This window comes from Nocardia sp. FDAARGOS_372 (assembly GCF_002554515.1).
Taxonomy (GTDB): Bacteria; Actinomycetota; Actinomycetes; order Mycobacteriales; family Mycobacteriaceae; genus Nocardia; species Nocardia farcinica.
Genome location: NZ_PDDW01000001.1, coordinates 2,330,174 through 2,355,638 on the forward strand (window position 1 = coordinate 2,330,174; position 25,465 = coordinate 2,355,638).

The following is a 25,465-nucleotide window of genomic DNA, read 5'->3' on the forward strand; positions in this document are numbered from 1 at the left end:
CCTCACGCCGCCGCGCGCGCCTGCCTGGCCACCCCGGCCCGGACGGCTCGCGCCGCCCGGCGCGCCCGCTTCTGCTGCGCGGTGATCAGCCGGATGACGGCCCGGTCGATGATCTGCTGTTGCTCGGTGAGATCGGTGACGCGGTCGGCCCGCCGCATCGCCGCCGCGATCGTCGCGCCCTCCTCGAACGCGGCCACCACCCGCGGGTCCACATAGGAGGACTTCGCGATGGCGGGGGTGTTGCCCAACGCGTTGGACACGTCCACCATCACCGCCCGGATCGCCTTGTTGCGTGCGCGCTGCGAGGTCGGCGGCGCGATGGCGCCGAACCCGACGGCGGCCAGCACCGTGCCCTGCCAGGTGCGCAGGTCCTTGGCGCTGCACTCCTCGCCGACCAGCTCCTTGAAGCGCGCGTTGATCTCCTCGGCGTGCAGTTCGCGGTAGGCCCCGTCGGGGCAGCGGTAGGTGAGCAGACGCTCGGACTCGGCGCGGCTGCGTTTCAGCGCGCGCACCGCCCTGGCCAGGGCGGGATCCTCGATGCGGACCCGGCGGCGGATCCCGCTCTTGGCGATGTAGTCGAAGGTCATTTCCGCGCCCGACACCGTGACCTGCGCGCGGAGCAGGGTGGCCATGCCCCTGGTGCCGTTCTCCTGCGCGTACTCCTCGCCGCCCACCCGGAAGACGCCGCGATCGATCAGCCCGAGCGCGACCGCCTCGACCCGGCGCCGCTCCAGGCCGGGCAGCTCGAGATCGGCGGCGATCTGCGCGCGGAACTCCGGTAGCCGGGCCGCCATCTCCAGCACCCGGTCGAACTTCACTTCGTCGCGTTCGCGGCGCCACTGCTCGTGGTAGAGGTACTGCTTGCGCCCGGCGGCGTCGACACCGACGGCCTGCAGGTGCCCGTTCGGGTAGGGGCAGATCCACACGTCCCGCCAGGCGGGCGGAATGACCAGTGCCTTGATCCGCGCGAGGGTCTCCTCGTCGGTGACGGTTTCGCCGTCGCTGGTGACGTAGGAGAAGCCGCGCCCGCGCCGCACCCGCAGGAAGCCGGGGCCGTCGGGTCTGCTGCGCCGCAATCGCATGGGGACTCCTTCCACATCGTGCGGGCGGGGTACCCACGAACACGCCGACTATGGGTATGGAGGAGGGGTGTTTCACAACGGCCGGGCACTGTTGATCATGCGAGCGTAGACTGGTCTACCCAGGCCCACACCAGCTCGAAAGGGGTGGCCGCCATGAGGAGCGTTCGTCGCCACCTGTTCCTCGCGATCGTGGTCATCGCGCTGGCAGTGTTCGGCTCCGGCGCGGCGGCCGCGACGCTCGTCGGCACCACGACCACCGGCACGATCGCCGCGATCACGCCGTCGGACGGCCGGGTGGTGGGCATCGCCCATCCCGTGACCGTCGAATTCACCCAGCCCGTCACCGACCGCGCGCGGGTCGAGCGCGCCGTCCGGGTCGAGGCCACCGCACCGCTGCCGGGCACCGTCGCCTGGACCGGTGACCGCACCCTCACCTGGACTCCGTCGGCCCCGTTGCCCGCCGACAGCACGATCACCGTGCGGGCGGGCGATGTCCGCACCGAATTCCGCACCAACGCAGGCGTTTACGCCGAGGCCGACCTGTCCGCGCACACCTTCACCGTCAGCATCGGCGGCCAAGTGGTGCGCACCATGCCCGCGTCGATGGGCAAGCCGGGCTTCGAGACCCCGACCGGGACGTTCCCCGTGCTGGAGAAGTTCCGCTCGATCGTCTTCGACTCGCGCACCATCGGCATCCCGTTGAGCTCGCCGGAGGGCTACCTGATCGACGGCGAGTACGCGGTCCGGCTCACCTGGGGCGGGGTGTTCGTGCACTCGGCGCCGTGGTCGGTCGACTCGCAGGGCTACGCCAACGTCAGTCACGGCTGCATCAACCTCTCCCCCGACGACGCCGCCTGGTACTACAACACGGTCGGCATCGGCGATCCGGTCTACATCCATTGGTGAGCGCGGTCCGCGCGTCGCTTTTCGCCCTTCCCCACTCCCCGGCGGTATCGTGCCCCGGGGAGTTGTTTCGAGGCAGGCGCGCGCCGATCGGATGAAGGGTGGGGACAGTGAATCGACCGGACTCGGGGATGCGGCCGCACACACCGGCGTCCTCCGGCGAACGGCCGCCGTTCGATCCGTTGTCCGACACCCCGCGACCGGTGCGGCCCCCGGCGTTCTTTCCGGAGGACGACGTCTTCGCGCGGATGATCGACCGCACCCCCAAGCGCAAGCCGATCGCGCGCTGGGCGCCGGTGCTGCTCGGCTCGCTCGCGGCGGTGGCGCTGGTCGCCGCCGCGGTCGTCTTCTTCCGCGGCGCCCCCGATCCGCAGCACACCGCGACCGACCAGCCGGCGCCCGCGCAGCCCGCGCCCGCGGACCGCTGCCCGGCCGAGCGGGTGGGTGAGCGGATCCAGGGCAACGGCGTCGGCGGCACCGATTCCGGGCCCGCGGCGATCTTCGCCTTCCAATACGCCTACTACGTGCAACGCTCGGCCGAGCTGGCCAGGGCGGTGGTCGCCCCCGACGCCGCGGTGCCGACCGTGGCCGAGATCCAGCGCGGCATCGATTCGGTGCCGGCCGACACCATCCACTGCGTGACGATCAGCCCCGGCGCCGGTGCCGACCAGTACCGCGTGGTGATCACCGAATACCGGCCCGGCCAGGCCCCGGTCAGCTACAACCCGCAGGTGGTGAGCGTGGCCACCAGCGCGGACCGCACCCTCATCACCGCGATCGCCGCCGACGGTTGAGCCGTCAGCCGCGGTGCCGCTCGGCGGCCTCGACGACGTGCCGCATGAGCAGCGCGGTGGTGACCGGCCCGACCCCGCCGGGTACCGGGCTCAGCCCGGCGGCCTTGCCGCGCACCGACTCCGCGTCCACGTCACCGACGATGCCGCCGTCCTCGGCCTCGTTGGTGCCGACGTCGACGACCACCGCGCCCGCACGCACGTGATCGCCGGTCACCAGTCCGGCGCGGCCGACGGCGGCGACCACCACATCGGCCGTGGAGGTGATCGCGGCCAGGTCGGTGGTGCGGGAATGGCAGACGGTGACCGTCGCGTTCTCGGCCAGCAGCAGCTGCGCCAGCGGCTTGCCGACCACGTTCGAGCGGCCGACGACGGCGACATGGCGGCCCGACAGCGCGATCTCGTGATGCTTCAGCAACTCCACCACCGCCTGCGCGGTGGCGGGCACGAAGCCCGCCAGCCCGGCGGCGAGCAGGCCGAGCGAGAGCGGGCTCACACCGTCGACGTCCTTGTCGGCCGCGATCGCCGAGCTCACGTCGTCGAGCGCGACGCCCGCGGGCAGCGGGGTCTGCAACATGATGGCGTCGAAGGCGGGGTCGGCGCTGCGTTCGCGCAGTTCGGCGCGGATGCCGTCGGCGGTCGCGTCGGCGCCGAGATCGATACGCTCACAGGCGATTCCGAGCCGTTCGGCGGCCTTGCGCAGCGAGTTGACATACCAGGCGCTGGCCGGATCGTCGTTGGCCACGATCAGCGCCAGCCGCGCGGCGACGCCCCCCGCGGTGAGCGCTTCGGCGCGCTGCTTGGTGTCGGCGTTGAGGGCGGCGGCGAGTTCCTTGCCGGTCAGCGAAACGGTATCCACGTCGGGACAGCCTAATCCTCGCGTCCCGGCGCGCCGGTGCTGCGGGTGCACACGACCGCGGCGAGCAGCCGCAATTGCGCCGCAATCGGGGCGGCCGGTCGTATGGTGGGTGTGCTTCGCCCGCCGGCCCCGGCCGGTCGATCCAGCCGTGGACCCGTTCACTCGTGGAAAGGTGTCGACCGTAGTGAAGATCTCGAGGCAGTGGAAGTCCCTGGTCGCCGCCGGCTTCGCGGCCCTGACCCTGTCCGGTCTGGCGGGTGCGCCCGCCCAGGCCGCCCCCGAAACCGACGCCCTCTACAACTCCGCGCAGCGCCACTTCACCGACGGCAACGACGGGGCGGGACGCGCCGACCTGCGCGCGCTGCTCGCGATCGACCCGGCCGACGCGGAAGCACTCTCGCTGCAGGCCATCTGGTCGCACTACGCCGGCGACGTCCCCGCCACGGCCGACGCGCTGGCCCGGCTCCAGGTCGTCGACCCCGGCCTGGCCGGCGGCACACATCACGTGCTGCACGCGATCGGCGCCGCCGCGGGCACCCTGCCGAATCCGCTGCCCGCCCTGGTGGGTCCGCAGACCGGCATCGTGGTGCTCGGCTACGGCCTGCTGCCGGACGGCTCGCTCCGGCCCGAGCTGGTCAACCGGCTCACCGCCGCCTGGATCCAGGCGATCGCCTCCCCCTTCTCCCCCGTCGTCGTGACGGGCGGGAATCCGCAGAACGGCATCACCGAGGCCGAGGCGATGCGCAACTGGCTGGTCGGGCGCGGCCTGCCCGCCGCCCGCATCCACGTCGAGAACCGCGCCGGGTCGACCGTGCAGAACGCGCTGTTCAGCACCCGGCTGCTGCGTGACATCGGCGCGAGCAGCGCCGTCGTGGTCACCTCGCCGAACCACATCCGCCGTGCGGTCGCCGATTTCATCGTGGCGGGCATTCCCGTGGTGGGTGCGATGACCTCGCTGGAACAGCTGGTCTCGCAGCTCCCGCCGCCGCCCCGGCACGCCCAGCGCGGCATCTACCTCGACGCCACCCGCACCTTCCAGCTCGCCACCTCGCGCTGAGTCGGCCGGCCGGACCCGGGGCTCCGTCCGGCCGACTGCCGAAGGCGCCGATCACCCGCCGGGATGCAGCCCGGGGTAGTTCGGGCGCGGGCCCGCCGCGGGCCCGGTCCACGGAGCCGTTCCCTCGGTTCTCGGCGCGTCGACCACGCGGCGCTGCCGGTCGGCGACCGCCCCGGCATCCACCTCGCGCCGGGCGAAGGCGATGTCGCGGACGCTGCGCACCGACAACCGGCCCAGCGACGTCGCGGCGAAGAACAGGATCAGCGCGCCGAGGCCGGAGAAGTAGGTGAGGTGCAGCAGCGCCCGTTTCCCGTCGGACGCGGCCACCGGGTCACCGGCCGAGCCGATCCCCAGCGGCTCCGCCAGGACCGGCCCGATCACGAACCACACGCCCGCCGCGACCGCCAGCCACGCGCCGAAGCTCGCCACCAGCCGGTTGCGGCTGGCCAACATGAGCAATCCGCCGATGATCGCGGCGACACCGGGCAGTACCTCGAGCCAGCCGCGCGCCGCCGTCCACGTCCACGGCTCGTCGGGGGTGAACGCGAAATCGAAGGACGGCCCGATGAACGGGATCAGCGCGCCCCAGACGCCCAGCAGCAGCACCGCGAGGCCGCCGAGAGCTCCCCGGCTCCGGGGAATCCGCAGCGGACGGCCACGGTCGGCAGGAACTGTGTCGTCGACGTCTCTCATGACGCCTCCATTCGTCGAAGTGGGTGCTCATCAGGCCGCCTACCCCGTATGCACCGCACTACGCCTGCGCGACGAGGACCATCGCGGTCTCCGCCACCGCGACCCGGATCGACCCCGGCACGCCCGGCCCGGGTCGCACAGCTCGCCGCGTTCGGCGGTCGCGCTTATCCGGTGGCGCGCACGGTGCGGTCGACCCCAGGATGAACGGATGCGACATGTGGACGCCGAGGTGGTGGCGCGCCTGCGGGCGGCGGGCTGTGTCTTCGCCGAGGAGGAGGCGGCCCTGCTCACCGACGCCGCCGCCGAGACAGGCACATCGCTGGCGGAGCTGGTGCGGCAGCGGGTGTCGGGCACGCCGCTGGAGTACGTGGTGGGGTGGGCGGAGTTCCGTGGCTTGCGGGTGGCCGTGCGACCGGGCGTCTTCGTGCCGCGCCGCCGGACCGCGTTCCTCGTCGATACCGCCCTCGCGGTCGCGCGGGAGCGGCCGGGGACGCTGTGCGTGGTGGACCTCTGCTGCGGCTGCGGCGCGCTCGGGCTGGCGTTCGCGACGGAGATGCGCGCCCACGGCCGCACCGTGGAACTCACGGCCGCCGACGTCGATCCGACCGCGGTGCGCTGTGCGCGCGGCAACCTCGCCGGTCACGGCACGGTGCACGAAGGCGACCTGTTCGACGCGCTGCCCACCGACCTGCGCGGCCGCATCGACATCCTGCTCGCCAACGTCCCCTACGTCCCGACCGCGGGCATCGCCCGGATGCCGCCGGAGGCGCGCGACCACGAGCCGCGTGCCGCCCTCGACGGGGGCGCCGACGGGCTCGACGTCTTCCGCCGGGTCGCCGCGGCCGCGCCCGACTGGCTGGCTCCGGGCGGCACCGTGTTCTTCGAGAGCAGCCGCGAACAGGCAACGGCGGCAAGCGAGTTCCTGCGTGCCCGCGGGTTGCGCGCAGCGCGCGCCGAGTCCGACGAGCGCTACGCCACCGTCGTCACCGGGACGCGCTGAGCGTTACTTCTTGCGCCCGGTGAACTGATCCATCGAGTGATAGACGCCGACCGTGTCCAGGAACAGGTCGCGCAGCTTCACCGGCAGCAGGCCGGACAGCGCCTTGTTCAGGCGCGAGGTCCACGGCAGCACCACCAGCGGCGTGCCCTTCTTCATCTCCTGCCAGGAGGTGTCGACCACCGCGTCCTGCTTGAGGATCGGGGTGAACCAGAATCCCTTGGCGCCGTCGAACATCCCGGTGTCGATGTAGGTCGGGCAGACCGTGGTGACCTTCACGTGGTCGTGGCCCGCCTGCTCGAGTTCCAGGCGCACCGAGTCCGACCAGCCCAGCGCCGCCCACTTCGAGGCCGCGTAGACGCTCATGCGCGGATTCGACACCAGACCCGCCGAGGACGCGATGGTGAGCACCCGGGCCTGCCCGGTGCCGCGCACCATCGCGGGCAGGAACTCGAGCGTGATGTACATCGGGGCGAGCGAGTTGATCGCCATCGTCTTCTCGATGTCGGCGACGTTCTCGGTCTCCCAGAAGTAGGTGTTGCCGCGCACGATGCCCGCGTTGTTCACCAGCACGTCGATGTCGCCGACGGTTTCGCGGGTGGTGGCCGCCGCCGCCACGATCGCCTCCCGGTCGGACACGTCGACCACCTGGGTGTGGATCTGCGTGCCGCGCCCGGTCATGCCCTCGGCGGTCTCCTTCAGGTCCGGCTCGTTGATGTCCCACAGCACCACGGCGGCCGCGCCCTCGCGGACCGCGCGCTCGGCGAACAACTTGCCCAGGCCCATGGCGGCGCCGGTGACGAGCACCTTCTTGCCCGCGACCGTCTCCAGTTTCATACGGCGTCCTCTCACTTCTGGCGCAGCTTCTTCATGACGCCCAGGTAGAGCGTCATCGTCTTGGCCCACAACTGCTCGGACATGCCGGGCAGCGGCGCGATCGGCAGCACCCGCTGCACCGCGATGGTCTGGGTGTCGACGTACTTCAGCAGCCCCTCCGGGCCGTGCCTGCGGCCGTTGCCGGAGATGCCGAGCCCGCCCGACGGCGCGTCGGCGCTGCCCCAGGCGGCGATGAAGCCCTCGTTGACGTTCACCGACCCGGCGCGGATGCGGGCGGCGACGCGGCGGCCGCGCTCGGCATCCCTGGTCCACACGCTGGCGTTGAGTCCGTAGGGGGTGTCGTTGGCGGCCTCGACCGCGGCGTCCTCGTCGGCGACCCGGTAGATCGAGACGACCGGTCCGAAGGTCTCCTCCCGGTAGACCGTCATCTCCTCGGTCACGTCGGTGAGCACCGTCGGTTCGTAGAAGTAGGGGCCCAGATCCGGGCGGGCGCGGCCACCGGCCAGCACGGTCGCGCCCTTGGCGACCGCGTCGTCGACGTGGGCCCGCACGGTGTCGAGCTGGCGCTGGAAGGTCAACGACCCCATGTCGGCACTGTAGTCGAGGGCACCGCCGAGCCGGATCGACCGGACGTGGCCGACGAACTCCTCGACGAACCGGTCGTGCACCGCCTCGTGCACGTAGATCCGCTCGATCGACTCGCACAGCTGCCCCGCCGAGGCGAAGCACGCCCGCACCGCGATCTTGGCCGCGCGCGTCACGTCGGCGTCGTCGAGCACCAGCAGCGGATTCTTGCCACCGAGTTCGAGCGAGTAGCCGATCAGCCGCTCCCCCGCCTGCTGGGCGATGGTGCGTCCGGTCGCGCTGGAACCGGTGTAGTCGACGTAGTCGGCGCGCGCGATCACCTCGCCGCCGATCACCGACCCCCGGCCGAGCACCGCCTGCCACAGCCCCTTCGGCAGTCCGGCCCGCTCGGCGGCGTCGATCGCCCACAGCGCGGTGAGCGCGGTCTGATTGTCCGGGCGGGCGATCACGGCGTTGCCCGCGACCAGGGCGGGCAGCGCGTCGGAGGCGGCCAGTGCCAGCGGGTAGTTCCACGGCGAGATCACCGCGACCACACCCTTCGGCCGGTGCAGCACGTCGACCTGGGTGAGCACCGGCATGACACCGCGCGGCTTGCGGGGCGCCAGCAGCCGCTCGGCGACCGAGGCGTAGTACCGCGCGTTCACCGCCACGTCGGCGACCTCGTCGAACGCGTGTGCCCGCGACTTGCCGGTCTCGGTCTGCACGATGTCGAGGATGGTGTCCTGCTCGGCGAGCACGATGTCGTGCAGGCGGCGCAGCACCGCGACCCGCTCGCGCACCGGTCGCCGGGCCCACTCGCGCTGGGCCGCCCGCGCGGTCGCGAAGGCCCGCTCGATGTCGGCGGTGGCGGACTGGGGCAGATCGGCGATCTTGCGCCCGGTGGCGGGCGCGAACATCTCGACCGTGCCCGCGCCGCCCGCGACGGCGCGGTCCAGCAACGGCTTCACCAGGTCGGCGGGCAGCGCGGAGTCGAGGGCAGGCAGGGGGGCGGTCGGCATCGGCGGCCCTCTCGTGGGTTCTCGGGAGACGGAGGCGTCAGGTTTAACTGAACAGTGGTGTTAGATTAATAGCTGGAAGGCGCCGCCTGTCAAGCTCTCCGTGGCGGCGCACCGCTGCCACCGCCGTCGTCTCGTGAGGAATCACCATGTCCGAGGTCACCTCCGCGAGGCGCGGCCGCCCGCGCCAGACCAGGGAGCAGGCCGAGGAAGTACGCGCCAGGATCGTCGCCGCGACCGCGGCCGTCTTCACCCGCAACGGGTCGCGCGGCCTGAGCGTCGCCCAGATCATCGAGCAGGCCGGCCTGGCCCGGCCCACCTTCTACCGCTACTTCGGCAACGCCGAGGAACCGCTGCACGTGCTGCTCACCCGCTCCAACGAGGGCCTGGTCGGCGGCATCCGGGACGCGCTCACCGGCTCCGACGAACCCGTGCAGCTGGGCATCCGTCTCATCGACGCCTTCGTCGGCTGGGCCCGTGGCCACGGCCCGATGCTGCGGCCGCTGTTCGCCGAACTCCACGACCCGGCCTCTCCGGTGTCGGCATACCGGGAGCGGGCGCTGGAGGACATCCGCACGACGGTGCGGGAGAAGTTCGTCGAACTGGGACGGCCGGTTCCCACCCCCTTGGACCTCGACGCCGCCCTGCACCTGTGCGAATACGTGGTCTACCGCTTGTCGGCGGCCACCGCGCCGGGCGAGGAACCGGACCCGGACGTCCTCGCCCCCGCGCGACTGACCATGATCCGAGTCCTGTTGACCACCTTGGGAACTCGCGCGGACCTGGAATACGCGCTGGAACTGCCGTGGATCTTCCCCCGCGAGTGAGCGCCGCGGCGACGGGCACGATCCGGTCGGGAGCGATCGTGCCCGGACAAACGAAAAGGCTCCGCACCGTTCCGGTGCGGAGCCAACACGTCACGCTCGATCAGATGGCGCGGACGTCCTGAGCCTGCGGGCCCTTCTGGCCCTGCCCGATCTCGAACTCCACGCGCTGCCCCTCATCGAGGGTCTTGAAACCCGTGCCACCGATGGCCGAGTAATGCACGAAGACGTCAGGACCGCCTCCGTCTTGGGCGATGAAGCCGAAGCCCTTCTCGCCGTTGAACCACTTCACGCTGCCTTGAGCCATGCTGATTTCGATCTTTTCTGTAGGCGAGCCGGGAAAACACTGCGAAAACCCGGTCTCCCCGACCACTCTTCCACATGGGAGCGATGGACGGGCGAGAGTGTGACCTATCGCTCCCGGACGGAGCGATGGGCGCACCGCTCCCGCATCCTTCGCTCGCGGTCTCACGTCGAGCCACGCCGGACCGGCAGCGGCGTGGTGCCCGACACATCCTCCTCACTGCTCGACCTGCGAAGCCCCATTTCCGGCACGGGCAAACCGGGGCTTCCAATATGTCATCGAGTGACATTATAGTCTCCATCACACAACCCGAACACGACGAAGGAGTGGTGATCATGACCGAGCGCTCGATGGATCAGGTGGACAACTCGGCGGCGGTGGACGAAACCCTCATCGAGGAGGTCTCTATCGACGGCATGTGCGGTGTCTACTGACACCTTCGACCCAGCTCGTGCCTACGCCCTCGCGCCGACGGTCTCGATCCGGCCGGAACCGTTCGGCGCGCTGGTGTACGACTTCGTCACGCGGCGACTGTCGTTCCTGAAGACCCCCGAGCTGGTCACCGTCGTCCGAGAACTGGCCGGCCAACCGACCGCTGTCGCGGCGCTGGCGGCGGCCGGGGTTCCGGCCGAGCAGCACCCCGGCTATCTGCGCGCCCTCGCGAGCCTCTGCCAGGCGGGCACGATCCGCCCCCGGGAGACCGACGGCGACGGACAGGAGTAGCAATGAAACTGGTGGAGCACTTCAAGTACGGTCTGGACGCCCCGATCTGCCTGACGTGGGAGCTGACCTACGCGTGCAATCTCGCGTGCTCGCACTGCCTGTCGTCCTCGGGACGACGCGACCCCCGCGAACTCACGACCGAGGAAGCCAAGGCGGTCATCGACGAGCTGCAGCGGATGCAGGTCTTCTACGTCAACATCGGCGGCGGTGAGCCGACGGTCCGGTCGGACTTCTGGGAGCTGCTCGACTACGCCGTGGACCATCAGGTCGGCGTCAAGTTCTCCACCAACGGCGTGCGGCTGACCCCGGCCCGCGCCGAACAGCTGGCCGCCACCGACTACGTCGACGTGCAGATCTCCATCGACGGCGCCACCGCCGAGGTCAACGACGCCGTCCGCGGACCGGGCTCGTTCGCGATGGCCTATCGGGCAATGGGCAACCTCGCCGACGCCGGGTTCGAGAATTTCAAGATCTCGGTGGTGATGACCCGCCACAACGTCGGCCAGCTCGACGAGTTCAAGGCCATCGCCGACCGCTTCGGCGCCCAACTGCGCATCACCCGACTGCGGCCCTCCGGCCGCGGCGCCGACGTCTGGGACGAGCTGCATCCGACCACCGAGCAGCAGCTCGAGCTCTACCACTGGCTCGTCGCCCACGGCGAGGGGGTGCTGACCGGTGACTCGTTCTTCCACCTCAACGCCCTGGGCTCCACTCCCCTGCCCGGATTGAACCTGTGCGGGGCCGGCCGGGTGGTGTGCCTGATCGACCCGGTCGGCGACGTCTACGCCTGCCCCTTCGCCATCCACGACGAATTCCTGGCAGGCAACGTCCGCGACCCCGGCGGCTTCGAATCCGTCTGGCGCACATCGGAACTGTTCGCGCAGCTGCGGCAACCGCAGACCGGCGGGTCCTGCACCTCCTGCTCGGCGTTCGACTCCTGCCAGGGCGGCTGCATGGCGGCGAAGTTCTTCACCGGCCTGCCGCTGGACGGCCCCGACCCCGAATGCGTCTACGGCAACGCCCAACCCGCGCTGGCCGGCGTCGGTGCGTCGCGGCCCACCCCGGACAAGGACCACTCGCGCACCGGACGGGCCCGCAAGTCGGTCACCCTCGGGCTCCCCTCCCTGGGCCCGGTCCGCACCAGCGTCCCCGACCGCGCCTGCGACACCGACCCGCTGGCGGGGCTGCGACGCTAGGCCACACCCGGCGCGGCGGCGAGCGGCCGCCGCACCGGGCGCTCTCGCGGAAGCGGCCCGGCATGCGATAGAACTGGCTGATGAGTGAAACGCGTGCGTTCGCACGGAAAGCCTGGAGTCTGCTCGAGCCCGTCCACGCGGTGACCTACTTCTCCCCGGAAGCGGTGACGGCCTTGAAGGAGGCCGGATACCGCAGGCCGTGGATGGGGTACTTCGCGGGACGGTCGGCCCCGCTGGGTGCGGTGAGCGCCGAAGTGGTGCACGCGTTGTTCTACAACTTCTCCTTCGAGCGGGTCGCCAAGGAGGTGCCCGGCGCCTGGCAGATCGCCGGACCCGAGGTGGCGCTGGCGGCGCGTGAGCAGGGCTCGGTCGCGGCACTGCGCCGTCATCTCGGCGAGGCGGCCACCAGCGAACAGGTCGAGCGCGCGGCCGAATTGGCCGCGCGGGCGGCCGCGTCGGCGCCGCTGGAGGGCCGCACGCTGTTCGCGGCCAACCGGGCGCTACCCGAGCCCACCGACCCGCTCGCCAAGCTCTGGCACGCCGCCACCCTGTTGCGCGAGCACCGGGGTGACGGCCACATCGCGCTGCTCATCGCCGCCGGCATCGGTGGCCGCGAATCGCATGTGCTGCAAACGGTGGCCAACGGGACACCGCGCGAGGTGTACACGATGCTGCGCGAGTTCGACGACGCGGAGTGGGCGGCCTGTCTGGCATCGTTGACCGCCAAGGGCTTGGTCGCCGACAACACGCTCACCGCCGAGGGCGAGCGGGTGAAGGCCGAGATCGAGGACCGCACCGACGATCTCGCCGCCGAAGCCTTCGCGGTCCTCTCGGAGTCCGAACGCGACGAGTTGCTCACCGCGCTCCGGCCGGTGACCCGGGCCGTGGTCGACTCCGGGGAGATCCCGTCGATCACCCCGATCGGCGTCGACCTGCGGGAGACCGCGAACCAGGGCTGAGACCACGACACGGTCGGCGGAAGACGTCGGCGTGCTCGACCCGCCCACTGCCCGAACGTGCGTCGCCTCTGGCGGTCATCGGGTGCGAGCGACATGGTGCACGCTGACGTTGCCCATGCCGGTGCGCGCGATCACCTGCACGGCATCCTTGCCCGCCGGCTCGACCGGGTTCAGCCGGTTCCGCACGTCGCCGGTGTGCGCGGTGGTGTCCATGACCACAGCGCTGCGCGGGTCGACGCCCACGGTCAGGTCGCCCATGCCGGTCTCGAGCCGCAGGACACCGCGAACGGCCTCGCCGACGCGGATCGCCCCCATCGAGGTCTTGGCGGTGACCGCGTCGCGTGGCCGCTCCACGGTGATGTCGCCGGAGGAGATCTCCAGCTCGCAGCGGCCGGATTCGCCCGCGACCGTCAGATCGCCCACCGCGGCGGTCGCTTTCACCTGGGAGCCGGTGGGCACCTCGACCGTCAGCTCGATCGAGGGGTTGCCGCCGAAGGGCGTATAGGTGCGCCAGGACTTCGGCGTCCGCACGGTGAGTGTGCCCGCGGTGAAATCGACGACGGTGCGTTCGACCGCTCGGATGTCGGCGGTCTCGGCCGCATCGGACGGGCGGACGTGGACCACGGTGTCGGCGCGTTCGGTAGCCCTCACCGTGACATGCGCGGACAGCACGTCGACGACGACGGAGATCGGCTCGGGGGTCGCGAAAGTGAACATGATCGGTACTCCTCTGGTGGATCGGGGATCAGGGAGAACTGTCACCTGCTCGGCTGATACGGGCCTGACACCGGTCTGACACCACACCCGACACCGTGTCGGCCCAGGTCAGCGGGTCCGTCACCGTCGGGCGAACGATGCCGGACCCGGCACGGCAGAATGGATCGGTGCAGATCGGGTTACTTGGGCCGCTGGAGATCCGGACAGCGGACGGCGGTTCGATCGAGATCCCGGGCGCCCCGGTTGCGTGCCCTGGTGATCGCGCTCGCGTTGGCGGCGGGGCGTCCTGTTCCCAAAACCACCCTGGTGGACTGGATCTGGGGCGAGCAGCCGCCTGCCGACGCGGTCAACGCCCTGCAAGCGCTGGTTTCCCGGTTGCGGCGACTGCTGCCCACCGGGCTGATCGACGGACAGGCCGGCGGCTACCGGCTCGCGGTCGATGCCGAGTCGGTCGACGCGGTGCGTTTCGAGCGGTTGATCGACCAGGCCCGCGGCGCCGACGACGGCGAGCGGGCCGAGCTGCTGCGGGCGGCGCTCGAACTGTGGCGCGGCGCGCCGATGCAGGACGTCGAGGTGCGCGACAGCCAGGCCGTGGAGGCGGTGGTCACGCGGCTGGAGGGGCTGCGGATGGCGGCCCTGGAGGAACGCTACGACGCCGAGATCCGGCTCGGCCGCGGCGCCGAGATGGCCGATGAGCTGGCCGACCTGGTCGCCCGGAACCCGATGCGTGAGCGGCTGGTCGCCGCGTTGATGCGGGCACTCGGCGCCGCGGGCCGCGGCGCGGAGGCGTTACAGGTGTATCAGCGGGCCAGGGAATCGCTCGCCGACCTGCTGGGCGTGGACCCCTCGCCGGAACTGTCGGCCCTGCACGTCGCGCTGTTGCGTGGCGAGGGCGGCGCACAGCCCACCGGCCGCAGCACCAATCTGCGCGCCGAATTGACTCGCTACGTCGGTAAACACGCCGACATCGCGGCAGTGCGCGACCTGGTGGCCGAGCACCGGCTCACCACGATCACCGGTCCCGGCGGTTCCGGCAAGACCCGGCTGGCCGTGGAGACCGCGCGCACGCTGCTCGACGATCTGCCGGACGGGCCGTGGCTGGTGGAACTGGCCCCGCTCGGGCAGAACAGCGACCCGGCGCAGACGGTGCTGGCCGCGCTCGGCCTCCGCGACGCGCTGCTCGGTGGCGCGCCGGCCGTCGAACCGATGGACCGGCTCGTCGCCGCCCTGCGCGACCGGGAAACGCTACTGATCCTGGACAACTGCGAGCACGTCATCGAGGCCGCGGCCGCCTTCGCACATCGGTTGCTCGGGGAATGTCGCCGGTTACGGATCGTGGCGACGAGCCGGGAACCGCTCGGCATCACCGGCGAGGCGTTGTGGCAGGTGGCGCCACTGGCCCTACCCGAAGACGACGCCGATCCGGCAACCATCGAGGCCGCGCCCGCGGTGCAGTTGCTGCGCGATCGGGCGAGTGCGGTGCGACCCGATCTCGACTCCGATGCCGCCGCCCTGGCCACGATGGCGCGGGTGTGCCGCGCGCTCGACGGGATTCCGCTGGCGATCGAACTGGCCGCCGCCCGGCTACGCACCATGACCCTCGACCAGCTCGCCGATCGCCTCGACGACCGTTTCCGCCTGCTCACCGGCGGCAGCCGCACCGCCCTCCGGCACCACCGCACGCTGCGGGCGGTGGTCGACTGGAGTTGGGAACTGCTCAGCGACACCGAACGGAACGTGCTGCGCCGGCTGGCGGTGTTCACCGGCGACGTCAGCCTGGACGCGGCCGAACACGTCTGCGCCGGTGCCGGATTCGCCGGCGCCGTCGAGCGCTGGGAGGTGCTCGACCTGCTCACCTCGCTCGCCGAGAAGTCGCTGCTGGTCGTGGCCGGCGACACCGCACCCCGCTATCGGATGCTCGACACGATCAAGCAATACGCGCGCGACCGGCTCGCCGAGTCGGACGAGGTGGAATCCGCGCGCCGCGCGCATCTGGCCTATTTCACCGGGCTCGCCGACACCGCGGAACCCCATCTGCGCCGCGCCGACCAGCTGACCTGGCTCGTGCGACTGGAGGCCGAGTACGACAACATCGTCGGCGCGATGCGGGGCGCGCTCGCGGCGGGCGACGCGGCAGGCGCCACCCGGCTCGCCGCGGCGGCGGGCTGGTACTGGTGGCTGAGCGGGCACAAGGCCGAGGGCCTGGAGCTGCTCACCGCCGCGGCCGAACTGCCCGGCGAGGTGGACGACGAGACCCGCGCGATCGTGTGCGGGCTCGTGGCGCACTTCCTGCTGTCCGGCCCGAACGACGGTGGCCAGGCGATGGCGTGGATTCAGCGTGCCCACCGGTTGACCACGGAAAGCAGCGTCCGTTACCCGTTGCTGGCGTTCACCGGCGCCCTGGAACGCCTGCGGCAGGGCCCCGACGAGATGCTGTCGGCCTTCGAACCGCTGCTGGCCGAGGACGACCCGTGGGTACGAGCGCTGGCCCGGCTGCAACTGGGCAAGATGCGGATCGCGCTGGGCAGAGCGGGCCAGGAGGCGGACGCCTACCTCGAAACGGCGCTCGCCGAATTCCGCACGATCGGCGAGCGGTGGGGCATGTCGTTCGCACTCACCGAGCTGGCCAACCGCATCGCCACCCGCGGCGAATTCGGCAAGGCCAGTGAACATCTCGATCATGCGGTCCGGGTCGTCACCGAGATCGGCGCGCTCGAGGACATCTTCTTGATCCGCGCCAGGCAAGCCCAGCTGTACTGGTTGACCGGCGATGCGGAGGCGAGCGCCACCGCGCTGGCCGACGCGCAGCGGTTCGCCGACCGGTCCGCGTGGCCGAACGCCCTCGGTGTCTTCGCCCTCACCCGGGCCGAACTCGCCCGCTGGCGCGGCGACACCGAGGAGGCGGAGCGGCAGGTCAAGGCCGCGGAGTCGCTGCTGAACGAGGCGGCGGATCAGGAATTCGCCGCCGCGCAGATTCACGATCTGCGCGGCTACCTGGCGACCGAGCCGGACGAGGCCCGCGCCCACCGCGCAGCGGCGTTGCGGATCGTCACCGTCGCGACCTACGCGCCGCTCACCACCGCCGTGCTCGTCGGGATCGCCGACCAGGCGCTGCGCGAACAGGACGACGAGCAGGCAGTGCGGTTGCTCGCGGCGGCCGCCGCACTGGCCGGCCTGCCCGACCGCTCGATACCGGACTGGGTCCGCATCGAGCAGACGGCGCGACGCCGCCTCGGTGAGCAGCGCTTCACCGAGGCGACGCGGGAGGGTGCGCGGGCCGACTGGCAGGAGCTGGCCGCCGCTACGCTCGCTTCGTGAACGTGGCGCGCGACCACAGGTAGCCGACCAGGGCGAATGCCGCGCACCAGGCCAGCGCGGTCGCCGTGTCACCGCTGGATGGCGTGCCGGCCAGAAAACCGCGGATCGACTCGATGATCGGCGTGAAGGGCTGGTACTCGGCGAACTGCCGCACACCCTGGCCCATCTTGTCGGCGGGCACGATCGCACTGCTCAGGAACGGCAGCATGATCAGCGGAACCACGGTCATGCCCGCGGCTTCCGGCGTCGTGGCCGCCATGCCCAGCGCCACCGTCAGCCAGGACGCCGCGAACGAGGTCGCCACCACGATGCCGAGCGCGCCGAGCCAGTCGAGCGCCGACGCCCCGGGCCGGAAGCCGAGCAGGAACGCCACCACGACCACGGCTGCCACGGCCACCGCGTTGGTGAGCATGGTGGCCACGACATGGCCGGTGAGCACCGCGCCCCGGGACACGTGCATCACTTTGAAGCGGTTGATGATCCCCTTGGTCATGTCGGAGCTGACCGCGACCGCGGTGCCCGAGAGCCCGTAGCTGATCGCCAGCAGGATCAGGCCCGGTGTCGCGTAGTCGATGTAATCGCCGCCAACGTCGAAGGCGTTGCCGAAGACGTAGACGAAGATCACCAGCATCAGCACCGGCATGAACGCGGCGTTGAAGACAGTGACCGGTGAGCGGGTGATGTGGGTGAAGTTGCGGCGCAGCATGATCGAAGAGTCGGTCAACGATGCGGTGATGGTGCTCATGATGCGGTGGCCTCCGTGGTCGCGCGACCGGTCAGGGCGAGGAAGACGCCGTCGAGGTCGGGGGTGTGGACGGTGAGATCCTCGGCGTCGAGGAAGTGTTCGGCGAGCCGGTCCAGCAGGGCACGCAGAGATTTCGTGCCGGCGTCGCCCGGGACTCGCAGGATGAGGGCTTCGTCGTCGCGGGTCGCCTCGGGCAGCGCCCGCGCGGCGGCGTCGAGGGTGGCGGCGTCGGCGAAGCGGAGCCGGATGTGGCTGCCGGGCACGCGGCGCTTGAGTTCGTCGGCGGTGCCCTCGGCGACCAGGTGGCCCTGGTCGAGCACCGCGATCCGGTCGGCCAGATGATCGGCCTCCTCGAGGTACTGGGTGGTGAGGAAGATCGTCACCCCGTCGGCCGTCAGGTCCCGCACGATGTCCCACAGCATGCGGCGGCTGCGCGGGTCCAGGCCCGTGGTCGGCTCGTCGAGAAAGACGATCTGCGGGCGGGTCACCAGCGTCATCGCCAGATCCAGTTTGCGGCGCATGCCGCCGGAGTAGGTCGCCACTCGCTTGTCGGCCGATTCGGCGAGCTCGAACCGCTCCAGCAACTCGTCGATCACGCGGGTGCGGTCCGCGCCCCGCAGCCGATGCAGGTCTGCCATCAGCCGCAGGTTCTCCCGGCCGGTCAACAGGTCGTCCACCGCCGCGAACTGGCCGGTGACCCCGATCGCGGAGCGCACCGCGTCGGCGTCGGTGGCGATGTCGTGCCCTGCTACCCGCGCGGTGCCCGCGTCGGGGGTCAGCAGGGTGGTGAGCACGTTCACCGCCGTCGTCTTGCCCGCCCCGTTCGGGCCGAGCAGCGCGAAGACGGTGCCCGTCTCGATGTTCAAATCGATGCCGTCGAGGACGATCTTGTCCCCGTAGGCTTTCCGCAGCCCGGAGGCCGCGATCGCTGTGGTGTCCATGCAGCAAGGGTCACCGGCCGGACTGATACGGCCCTGATACGGCCCTGACACACCCACTGACACGAGATCTAGAACCTGTTCTAATCTGAGAGGGACTGCGCGAACCGGGACCGGTGGGTCCCTCGACGGGAGTGAGTGATCGTGCCTGTAGCCCTGACCGCGGATCAGGCGGCGTTGGCGGAGAGCGTCGGCGGATTCGCCGCGCGCCACGCCACCCGCGAGTACACCCGCAGGAACACCGAGCAGCTGAAGCGGGGCGAGCGGCCCGCGTTCTGGCCGGAGCTGGTGGCCACCGGGTTGACCGGGGTGCATCTGCCCGACGAGGTCGGCGGGCAGGGCGGTGCGGTCGCCGACATCGCCGTGGTGGTCGCCGAGGCGGGCCGCGCGTTGCTGCCGGGACCGCTGCTGCCGAGCGTGGTGGCCAGCGCGATCGTCGCCACCGCCGCGACCGGGGCGGGCGCGGAGAAGGCGTTGCGGCACTTCGCCGAAGGCGGCACCGGGGCGGTGCTCCTGCCCGAGCACGGCGTCACGGTGTCCGACGGGGAGGCGCGGCTGTCCGGGCGCAGCGGCCTGGTGCTCGGCGCGCCCGGGGCCGAGCTGTTCGTGGTGGCGGCAGGCTCGCGGTGGTTCCTGATCGAGCGGTCGGCACCGGGGGTGGGCGTGGAGATCGAAGACGGCGCCGATCTCGGCCGCGATCTCGGCCGGGTCGCCTTCCAGGACGTGACGCCCGCCGCCGAACTCGACGGCATCGACGGCGACCGCGCCGCCGACATCGCGGTGGCCTTCCTGGCGGTGGAGGCGGCCGGTGTCATCCGCTGGTGTTCCGACACGGCAACCGAGTACGTGCAGGCGCGCAAGCAGTTCGGCCGACCGATCGGCGCGTTCCAGGCGGTCCAGCACCGCACCGCCCAGCTGCTGATCACCAGCGAACTCGCCACCGCGGCGGCCTGGGACGCCGTGCGCGGGCTCGACGACGAACCCGATCAGCGCGCGCACGCCGTCGCGGGCGCGGCACTGATCACGCTCGGCAACGCCGTGCACGCCGCCGTCGAATGCCTCGCCCTGCACGGCGCGATCGGCTTCACCTGGGAGCACGACCTGCACCTGTACTGGCGGCGCGCGATCACGCTGGCCGGTCTGGCCGGGCCGGGCGAACGGTGGGAGCGGCGGCTGGGCGAGGTCGCCCTGCGCGGGCCACGCACCTTCACCGTTCCACTGCCGGAGACCGATACCACCTTCCGGCAATGGGTTTCGGGGATCCTCGACACCGCGGCCGAACTGACCAACCCGCACCCGAGCACGATCGGCGACCACGACTCGGTCAACACGGGTCCGCGCCGCACGCTGCTGGCCGACCACGGCCTGGTCAGCCCGCCCATGCCCAGGCCGTACGGCATCGAAGCCGGTCCGCTCGAACAGCTGATCCTGCAGGACGAGTACGACCGGCACGGCATCGCCCAGCCCTCGATGGGCATCGGTCAGTGGGTGGTGCCGATCGTGTTGCAGCGCGGCACGCCCGCGCAGCTGGAACGCCTGGCCGGTCCGGCGCTACGCGGCGAGGAGATCTGGTGCCAGCTGTTCAGCGAGCCCGAGGCCGGGTCGGACGTGGCCTCACTGAGCCTGCGCGCCACCAAGGTCGACGGCGGCTGGCAGCTGAACGGCCAGAAGATCTGGACCACGCTGGCGCACCGCTCCGACTGGGGCCTGCTGCTCGCTCGCACCGACCCGGAGGCCGAACGGCATCGCGGGCTGACCATGTTCCTGGTCGACATGCACGCCCCCGGTGTCGACGTCCGGCCGATCACCCAGTCCAGCGGTGACGCCGAATTCAACGAGGTCTTCTTCGACGACGCGTTCGTTCCCGACGACATGGTGCTCGGCGAACCCGGCCAGGGCTGGGCGCTGACCCTCGAAACCCTCGCCCAGGAGCGGTTGTTCATCGGCGGCGTGCGCGACCCCGGCCACAACCAGCGCATCAGGGAGATCATCGAGCGCGAGGAGTACGCGGGCAGCCGGGACGAGGCGCTGCGGACGCTCGGCCGGATCAGCGCCCGCGGCGCCGCCATCTCGGCGATGAACCTGCGCGAGACGATCCGCCGCCTCGACGGCCAAGGCGTCGGACCGGGCACCAGCATCGCCAAGGCGGCCGCGGCCATGCTGCACACCGACGCCGCCGCGGCCGCACTGGAACTCATCGGGCCCGCCGCCGCGCTCAGCGAAGCTCGCTCGGAGGTCGTGCACCACGAACTCGACATCCCCACCTGGGTCATCGGCGGCGGCACCCTGGAAATCCAGCTCAACACGATCGCCACCCTGGTGATGGGGCTGCCGCGCAAGTAGGCGCCGGTGATCGCGCCGGCGGCCGGTGCCCCGTCGAGGACAGGCACGTCGACCACGCCGGGATGCCCTCCCGCGACGAGCCGGCCGCGCTCGCGCAAGGCATATTTCGCCCAGGGCCACGAATTCGTCGTCGTCGAATGGGCACACCGGCCCGCTGCCGACCAGGGTGCCTGCCGCGACGGCGTGCTCGGGTTCGGTGCGGCTATCTCGGCGCGCTTGTTACCGGCGCGTCCACGGGCTGTCCGTCTCGCCCGGCGAGGCGTTCCTCGACGCGGCGGATGAGGGACCGGACGCGCTCGTCGCGGGCCAGCCGGTCGTCGAGGACCACGTTGACGACGCCGCGCAGCAGGGCGTACGCCTCCCACTGGCGGGGCGCGATGGTGCGGGGGGCGCGGCGCAGGATGCCGTCGGCGATGGAGACGGCGGCCTCGCGGGCGGTGATGCGCTGGTCCAGCGGCCAGGGCAACAGGCCGCCCACCTCGCGGCCGAGCTCGTCCTCGTCGAGGGTGTGCCGGGTCATCGCGGTCTCCACGATGCCCAGGTAGGCCACGCCCGCGCTGGCGCCGAGCCCGGCCAGCTCCACCCGCAGGGCCCGGCCGAACTGTTCGACCGCGGCCTTGGTGGTCATGTACGGCGAGCCTGCCATGCCGGGGGCGAACGCCGCGGCCGAGGAGACCACCACCACGTGGCCGCCGGTGGCGACGATGTCGTCCAGCGCGGGGTGCACGGTGTTGAACACGCCGGTGAGATTCACCGCGACGACACGGTCGAAGTCGGCGGGGTCCATCGTGCGGATCGTGGCGGGCTCGGGCACCACCCCGGCATTGGCGACCACCACATCGATGCGGCCGAAGTGTTCGCGCACCCGGGCGACGGCCGCGCGCATGGCCGCCCGGTCGCGCACGTCGGCGGCGACGGCGTACCCGCGGATGCGCAGATCACGGGCCGCGGATTCAGCCGCGGCGGCGTCGACGTCGACGACGGCCACGTGGGCGCCGCGCGCGGCGAGCAGCCGGGCCAGTTCCCGGCCGATGCCGGTGCCCGCGCCGGTGACCAGCGCGACCCGTCCCTCCAGGTCGAAGATCGGCGGGCCGGAGACCGCGGCGAACGGGACGGCGGTGAGCAGCCCGCGCAGCCCTGGCAGTTTCATCGGGTCCTCATCTCGTACGAGTCGGCGTCGAAATGCCGTGTGCGGCGAGCGTATTCGAAGCTCCAGTTCGGGTACAGACCGGAGTTGGCGCCGTCGGCGGTCTGGTAGTAGCTGCGGCACCCGCCGGTCAGCCAGGCGGTGTCGCGACTGCGGGCGTTGACGTCGTCGAGGAAGGCTCGCTGCACCTCCGGGCGCACCGCCACCCGCGTGACGCGCTGGGCGCGCATGGTTTTCAGCGCGTCGACGATGTAGCGGGCCTGCGCCTCGATCATGAAGATGGCCGACTGGTTGCCCGCCGCGCCGAACGGGCCGAGGGTGCAGAAGAAGTTCGGGAATCCGGCGATGGCCGCGCCGAGGTAGCTGCTGGGCCGTTCCCGGTAGATGTCGGCGATGGAGCGTCCGTCGACGCCGTGCACCCGCTGGAAGATCGCGGGCGGCACCCCGAAGCCGGTGCCCCAGATCAACGTGTCGATCGGGTACTCGGCACCGTCCACGGTGACGATGGAGTGCGGCCGGATCTCGGCGATGCCCGCGGTGACGACCTCGACGTTCGGCTGGGTCAGGGCGGGATAGTAGGCGTCGGAGAAGATCGCCCGCTTGCAGCCGATCACATAGTCGGGGGTGAGGATGCGCCGCAGCCGCGGATCGCGGACCTGCCGCAGCAGTTGCAGTTTGGCCAGGGTCTCGAACGGGTGACGGAAGCGCTTGTCCACGAAACCGACCAGGCCGAAGCTCTCGATGCCGGTGTAGTAGGCGCCGCGGATCGCCTTGCCGAGCGCGGGCAGGCGTCGCAGCAGTGCCCGCTCCACGCCGGTGGTGCTGCGATCCAGCCGCGACACGATCCACGGCGCCGACCGCTGGAACACCGTCAGCTGCCCGACCAGTGGCTGGATCTCCGGGATGAACTGCACCGCCGAGGCGCCGGTGCCGATCACCGCGACCCGCTCACCGCGCAGGTCGTGCTCGTGATCCCAGTGCAGCGAATGGAACTGGGTGCCGGCGAAGCTCGCCCGGCCCGGCAGGTCGGGGATGCTGGCCTCGCTGAACGGCCCGACCGCGGAGATCAGCACGCCCGCGGTGTAGTCGCCGCGGCTGGTCGACACGCGCCAGACCTCGGCGTCCTCGTCCCAGCGCGCGTCGCGCAACTCGGTGCCGAACCGCATGTGCGCCACGACGCCGTGTTCGGTGGCGACGCGCTCGAGGTAGCCGAGGATCTCCGGCTGGGTGCCGTAGGTGCGTGACCAGTCCGGGTTGGGCGCAAAGGAATACGAATACAGCTGCGAGGGCACGTCGCAGGCGCAGCCGGGATAGGTGTTGGCCCGCCAGGTGCCGCCGAGGCCCTCGGCGCGTTCCAGGACGACGAAGTCGGTGAGGCCCGCGGCGCGCAGTTCGACGCCGAGGGCGATGCCCGCGATGCCCGCCCCGATGATCACCACGGGGACGTGCGCGGCAGTGTTGTCGGTCGCCACGGCGGCGACTCCTTCCCGGGGCGGGTGCCCCTTCACAGATCCAGCACCAGGTCGCCGTCGGCGGCGCGCGAGACGCAGGTGAGCATCGACTCGGCTCGCTCGGCGGCCGACAACGCGCGGTCGCGGTGATCCACCTGCCCGGCCAGCACGCGCACCTTGCAGGTGCCGCAGTAGCCCTGCCGGCAGGAGTAGGCCACCCCGGGCAGCACGCGGCGGATCGCGGCCAGCGCCGTCTCCTCCGCACCGACCCGCACCTGGGTTCCACTGCGCGCCAAGGTGATCGCGAACTCCGCACCGCCCGCCACCGGTGGCGGGGAGAAGCGTTCGGTGTGCAGCGAGATGGACGGATCGTCGCCGACCGCGCGCACCGCGGCGGCCAGCATCGGGGGCGGACCGCACACGTAGACGGCCGTGCCGGGCAGCGCGGTGCGCACGATCGCGGCGACATCGGGCTGACCGTATTCGTCGTCGGGCCGGATATCGATGTCGGCGCCGGGCACGGCGGCGAGTTCGGCACGGAACGGCATGCTCGCCAGGGAGCGGCCGGTGTAGACCAGGCGGGCGTCGCGGCCGGCGGCCCGCGCGGCGCGCACCATCGGCAGGATCGGGGTGATGCCGATCCCGCCCGCGAGGAACAGGTAGCGGGGCGCGGCGACGAAGTCGAAGGCGTTGCGCGGGCCGCGGATCCGCAACCGGTCGCCGATGCGCACGGTGTCGTGGATCTCGCGCGACCCGCCGCCGCCGTCGGCGATGCGGCGCACCGCGATCCGGTAGCGGCGCCGGTCGGCCGGATCGCCGTTGATCGAGTACTGCCGCTGCGCGCCGGAGGGCAGGAAGACGTCGAGGTGCGCGCCCGGCGTCCAGGCGGGCAGCTGCGTGCCCGCCGGGTGGCGCAGCGTCACGGCCACGACGTCCTCGGCCACGGTCTCGATCCGCTCGACCACCACCGGCAGGTCGTAGCCGGTGCGCCGGACCGGCTGGGGGCGGGAGAGCAACGGCGCGGCCGGACTCTGCACGAACAACCGTTTGTAGGCGTCGGTGGCCGAGACGATCAACCGGAGGCCGGCACCGGGCCGGTAGCCGGTGGTCATGACTGTCCGCCGCGGGCGGCGGGCGAAGTGGCCAGGTAGCGCAGCGCGTTGTCCATCGGGCCGAGCTGGGAGGGATGGAAGCCCGGGCGCAGGTAGCGCGGGATCTCGGTGAAGAAGGTGGTGAAGCTGGGCACCACGCCGCGCAGGGACGCGCTCGCCAGCTGCAGCGGCCACCAGCGGCCCTTGCGCGGCGAGGGATCCTTGGCGAACAGGTAGCCGCCGGAGGCGATGAACAGCACCAGCAGGCCCATGCTCGCGATCAGCGCCTGCCGCGCCTTGCGGGCGTAGCTGCCGTCGACGTGCATGTAGGCGTCATAGACCACGCTGCGATGCTCCACTTCCTCGGCGCCGTGCCAGCGGATCAGATCCAGCATGGCCGGGTGCATGCCCTTGTCCTCGAGCACGTCGTTGGTGAGCAGCCATTCCCCGATGACGGCCGTGTAGTGCTCCATGCCCGCGAACAGCGCCAGCCGTTCGCACAGCCAGGCGTGCGCCGCCTTGCCGGTGAGTCCGTGGTCGCCGAGCACGCGGTCGACCAGCCAGGCGACCAGCTCGACCATCGGCCCGACCTCGAGGCCGAGCCGCTCGAGCTGCCGGCGTGCCTCTTCATGGGAGCTGGCGTGCATGGCCTCCTGGCCGATGAAGCCACGCACCTCCTCGGCCAGCCGTTCGTCGGAGATCAGCGGCAAGGCCTCGGCCAGGGCGGCGGCCATCGCCCGTTCCCCTTCGGGCAGCACCAGATGCATCACGTTGATGATGTGGGTGGCCATCACCTCGCCGGGGATGTAGTGCATCGGCACGGTGGAGAAGTCGAAGGCGACATCGCGGGGGTGGATCGCATGCGCCTGCTCGGTATACGCGGCAGTACCCATCGGACTGTCCTCACGTC

The 25,465-nt window shown here is 71.5% G+C and carries 24 protein-coding genes; 11 read left to right on the top strand and 13 right to left on the bottom strand.

Going from position 1 to position 25,465, the window contains the following annotated elements:
* Positions 1-2: 2 nt before the first annotated feature.
* Entirely contained in the window at positions 3-1,082 is a 1,080-nt protein-coding gene (locus tag CRM89_RS11170) for a DNA topoisomerase IB (RefSeq protein WP_011209960.1), read from the bottom strand.
* 153 nt (positions 1,083-1,235) lie between these two features.
* On the opposite strand from CRM89_RS11170, the gene CRM89_RS11175 reads away from it, so the two are divergent.
* Positions 1,236-1,988, top strand: coding sequence for a L,D-transpeptidase family protein (locus tag CRM89_RS11175; RefSeq protein WP_098083962.1), 753 nt, complete (start codon positions 1,236-1,238; stop codon positions 1,986-1,988).
* 107 nt (positions 1,989-2,095) lie between these two features.
* A complete protein-coding gene (locus tag CRM89_RS11180; protein WP_127516190.1) occupies positions 2,096-2,779 on the top strand; it encodes a hypothetical protein in 684 nt (227 codons plus the stop codon).
* Positions 2,780-2,783: 4 nt separating this feature from the next.
* On the opposite strand, the gene CRM89_RS11185 is transcribed toward CRM89_RS11180, so the two are convergent.
* A complete protein-coding gene (locus CRM89_RS11185; RefSeq protein WP_098083963.1) occupies positions 2,784-3,635 on the bottom strand; it encodes a bifunctional 5,10-methylenetetrahydrofolate dehydrogenase/5,10-methenyltetrahydrofolate cyclohydrolase in 852 nt (283 codons plus the stop codon).
* A gap of 184 nt (positions 3,636-3,819) precedes the next feature.
* On the opposite strand from CRM89_RS11185, the gene CRM89_RS11190 reads away from it, so the two are divergent.
* Entirely contained in the window at positions 3,820-4,692 is an 873-nt protein-coding gene (locus CRM89_RS11190; protein WP_082668564.1) for an ElyC/SanA/YdcF family protein, read from the top strand.
* A 51-nt stretch (positions 4,693-4,743) separates the two neighbouring features.
* Here CRM89_RS11190 and CRM89_RS11195 read toward each other — a convergent pair whose 3' ends face one another.
* Positions 4,744-5,385 carry a hypothetical protein gene (locus CRM89_RS11195; RefSeq protein ID WP_060590329.1) on the bottom strand — a complete coding sequence of 214 codons (642 nt, stop codon included), beginning with the start codon at positions 5,383-5,385 and terminating at the stop codon, positions 4,744-4,746.
* 208 nt (positions 5,386-5,593) lie between these two features.
* On the opposite strand from CRM89_RS11195, the gene CRM89_RS11200 reads away from it, so the two are divergent.
* Positions 5,594-6,385: a putative protein N(5)-glutamine methyltransferase gene (locus CRM89_RS11200; protein WP_098083964.1), complete on the top strand. Its 792-nt coding sequence runs from the start codon at positions 5,594-5,596 to the stop codon at positions 6,383-6,385.
* A gap of 3 nt (positions 6,386-6,388) precedes the next feature.
* Here CRM89_RS11200 and CRM89_RS11205 read toward each other — a convergent pair whose 3' ends face one another.
* Together CRM89_RS11205 and CRM89_RS11210 are read right to left on the bottom strand one after the other, a co-directional pair.
* Positions 6,389-7,219, bottom strand: coding sequence for an SDR family oxidoreductase (locus CRM89_RS11205; RefSeq protein WP_098083965.1), 831 nt, complete (start codon positions 7,217-7,219; stop codon positions 6,389-6,391).
* 11 nt (positions 7,220-7,230) lie between these two features.
* A complete protein-coding gene (locus tag CRM89_RS11210) occupies positions 7,231-8,802 on the bottom strand; it encodes a succinic semialdehyde dehydrogenase (protein ID WP_098083966.1) in 1,572 nt (523 codons plus the stop codon).
* A 146-nt stretch (positions 8,803-8,948) separates the two neighbouring features.
* Between CRM89_RS11210 and CRM89_RS11215 the strand changes: the two genes are divergently transcribed.
* Positions 8,949-9,626: a TetR/AcrR family transcriptional regulator gene (locus CRM89_RS11215; RefSeq protein WP_060590321.1), complete on the top strand. Its 678-nt coding sequence runs from the start codon at positions 8,949-8,951 to the stop codon at positions 9,624-9,626.
* A gap of 100 nt (positions 9,627-9,726) precedes the next feature.
* On the opposite strand, the gene CRM89_RS11220 is transcribed toward CRM89_RS11215, so the two are convergent.
* A complete protein-coding gene (locus CRM89_RS11220; RefSeq protein WP_060590319.1) occupies positions 9,727-9,930 on the bottom strand; it encodes a cold-shock protein in 204 nt (67 codons plus the stop codon).
* A 347-nt stretch (positions 9,931-10,277) separates the two neighbouring features.
* Between CRM89_RS11220 and mftA the strand changes: the two genes are divergently transcribed.
* From mftA to CRM89_RS11240, 4 genes are all read left to right on the top strand, one after another.
* On the top strand, positions 10,278-10,361 hold the full coding sequence (gene mftA / locus CRM89_RS30080; protein ID WP_371392058.1) for a mycofactocin precursor MftA: 84 nt from the start codon (positions 10,278-10,280) through the stop codon (positions 10,359-10,361).
* The gene (gene mftB / locus CRM89_RS11230) at positions 10,351-10,650 is read left to right on the top strand and encodes a mycofactocin biosynthesis chaperone MftB (RefSeq protein ID WP_011209975.1); all 300 of its coding nucleotides are present in this window, start codon (positions 10,351-10,353) and stop codon (positions 10,648-10,650) included. The genes mftA and mftB overlap by 11 nt, the downstream gene beginning before the upstream one ends.
* A gap of 2 nt (positions 10,651-10,652) precedes the next feature.
* Positions 10,653-11,846 (top strand): mycofactocin radical SAM maturase, encoded by a 1,194-nt coding sequence (gene mftC / locus CRM89_RS11235; protein WP_098083968.1) that lies wholly within the window; start codon positions 10,653-10,655, stop codon positions 11,844-11,846.
* Positions 11,847-11,926: 80 nt separating this feature from the next.
* Entirely contained in the window at positions 11,927-12,805 is an 879-nt protein-coding gene (locus CRM89_RS11240) for a hypothetical protein (protein ID WP_098083969.1), read from the top strand.
* 75 nt (positions 12,806-12,880) lie between these two features.
* On the opposite strand, the gene CRM89_RS11245 is transcribed toward CRM89_RS11240, so the two are convergent.
* A complete protein-coding gene (locus tag CRM89_RS11245) occupies positions 12,881-13,522 on the bottom strand; it encodes a DUF4097 family beta strand repeat-containing protein (RefSeq protein WP_098083970.1) in 642 nt (213 codons plus the stop codon).
* Positions 13,523-13,777: 255 nt separating this feature from the next.
* Here CRM89_RS11245 and CRM89_RS11250 point away from each other — a divergent pair, with 255 nt between their 5' ends.
* The gene (locus tag CRM89_RS11250) at positions 13,778-16,840 is read left to right on the top strand and encodes a BTAD domain-containing putative transcriptional regulator (protein ID WP_229434694.1); all 3,063 of its coding nucleotides are present in this window, start codon (positions 13,778-13,780) and stop codon (positions 16,838-16,840) included.
* Here the strand turns inward: CRM89_RS11250 and CRM89_RS11255 are convergent.
* Positions 16,824-17,585, bottom strand: coding sequence for an ABC transporter permease (locus CRM89_RS11255; protein ID WP_098083971.1), 762 nt, complete (start codon positions 17,583-17,585; stop codon positions 16,824-16,826). The genes CRM89_RS11250 and CRM89_RS11255 overlap by 17 nt on opposite strands.
* Positions 17,582-18,526, bottom strand: a complete 945-nt coding sequence (locus tag CRM89_RS11260) for an ATP-binding cassette domain-containing protein (protein WP_098083972.1) — start codon at positions 18,524-18,526, stop codon at positions 17,582-17,584. The genes CRM89_RS11255 and CRM89_RS11260 overlap by 4 nt, the downstream gene beginning before the upstream one ends.
* Positions 18,527-18,667: 141 nt before the next feature.
* Between CRM89_RS11260 and CRM89_RS11265 the strand changes: the two genes are divergently transcribed.
* Positions 18,668-20,866, top strand: a complete 2,199-nt coding sequence (locus tag CRM89_RS11265; protein ID WP_229434695.1) for an acyl-CoA dehydrogenase — start codon at positions 18,668-18,670, stop codon at positions 20,864-20,866.
* A 202-nt stretch (positions 20,867-21,068) separates the two neighbouring features.
* Here CRM89_RS11265 and CRM89_RS11270 read toward each other — a convergent pair whose 3' ends face one another.
* Genes CRM89_RS11270 through CRM89_RS11285 form a run of 4 tightly spaced genes read right to left on the bottom strand, consistent with a single transcriptional unit; the run spans position 21,069 to position 25,448 of the window.
* Positions 21,069-22,016 (bottom strand): SDR family oxidoreductase, encoded by a 948-nt coding sequence (locus tag CRM89_RS11270; protein ID WP_098083974.1) that lies wholly within the window; start codon positions 22,014-22,016, stop codon positions 21,069-21,071.
* Entirely contained in the window at positions 22,013-23,485 is a 1,473-nt protein-coding gene (locus CRM89_RS11275; protein ID WP_086839708.1) for an NAD(P)/FAD-dependent oxidoreductase, read from the bottom strand. The genes CRM89_RS11270 and CRM89_RS11275 overlap by 4 nt, the downstream gene beginning before the upstream one ends.
* Before the next feature lie 32 nt (positions 23,486-23,517).
* Positions 23,518-24,576 carry a PDR/VanB family oxidoreductase gene (locus CRM89_RS11280; protein ID WP_098083975.1) on the bottom strand — a complete coding sequence of 353 codons (1,059 nt, stop codon included), beginning with the start codon at positions 24,574-24,576 and terminating at the stop codon, positions 23,518-23,520.
* Positions 24,573-25,448: a metal-dependent hydrolase gene (locus CRM89_RS11285; RefSeq protein WP_011209986.1), complete on the bottom strand. Its 876-nt coding sequence runs from the start codon at positions 25,446-25,448 to the stop codon at positions 24,573-24,575. The genes CRM89_RS11280 and CRM89_RS11285 overlap by 4 nt, the downstream gene beginning before the upstream one ends.
* Between the last annotated feature and the right edge of the window lie 17 nt (positions 25,449-25,465).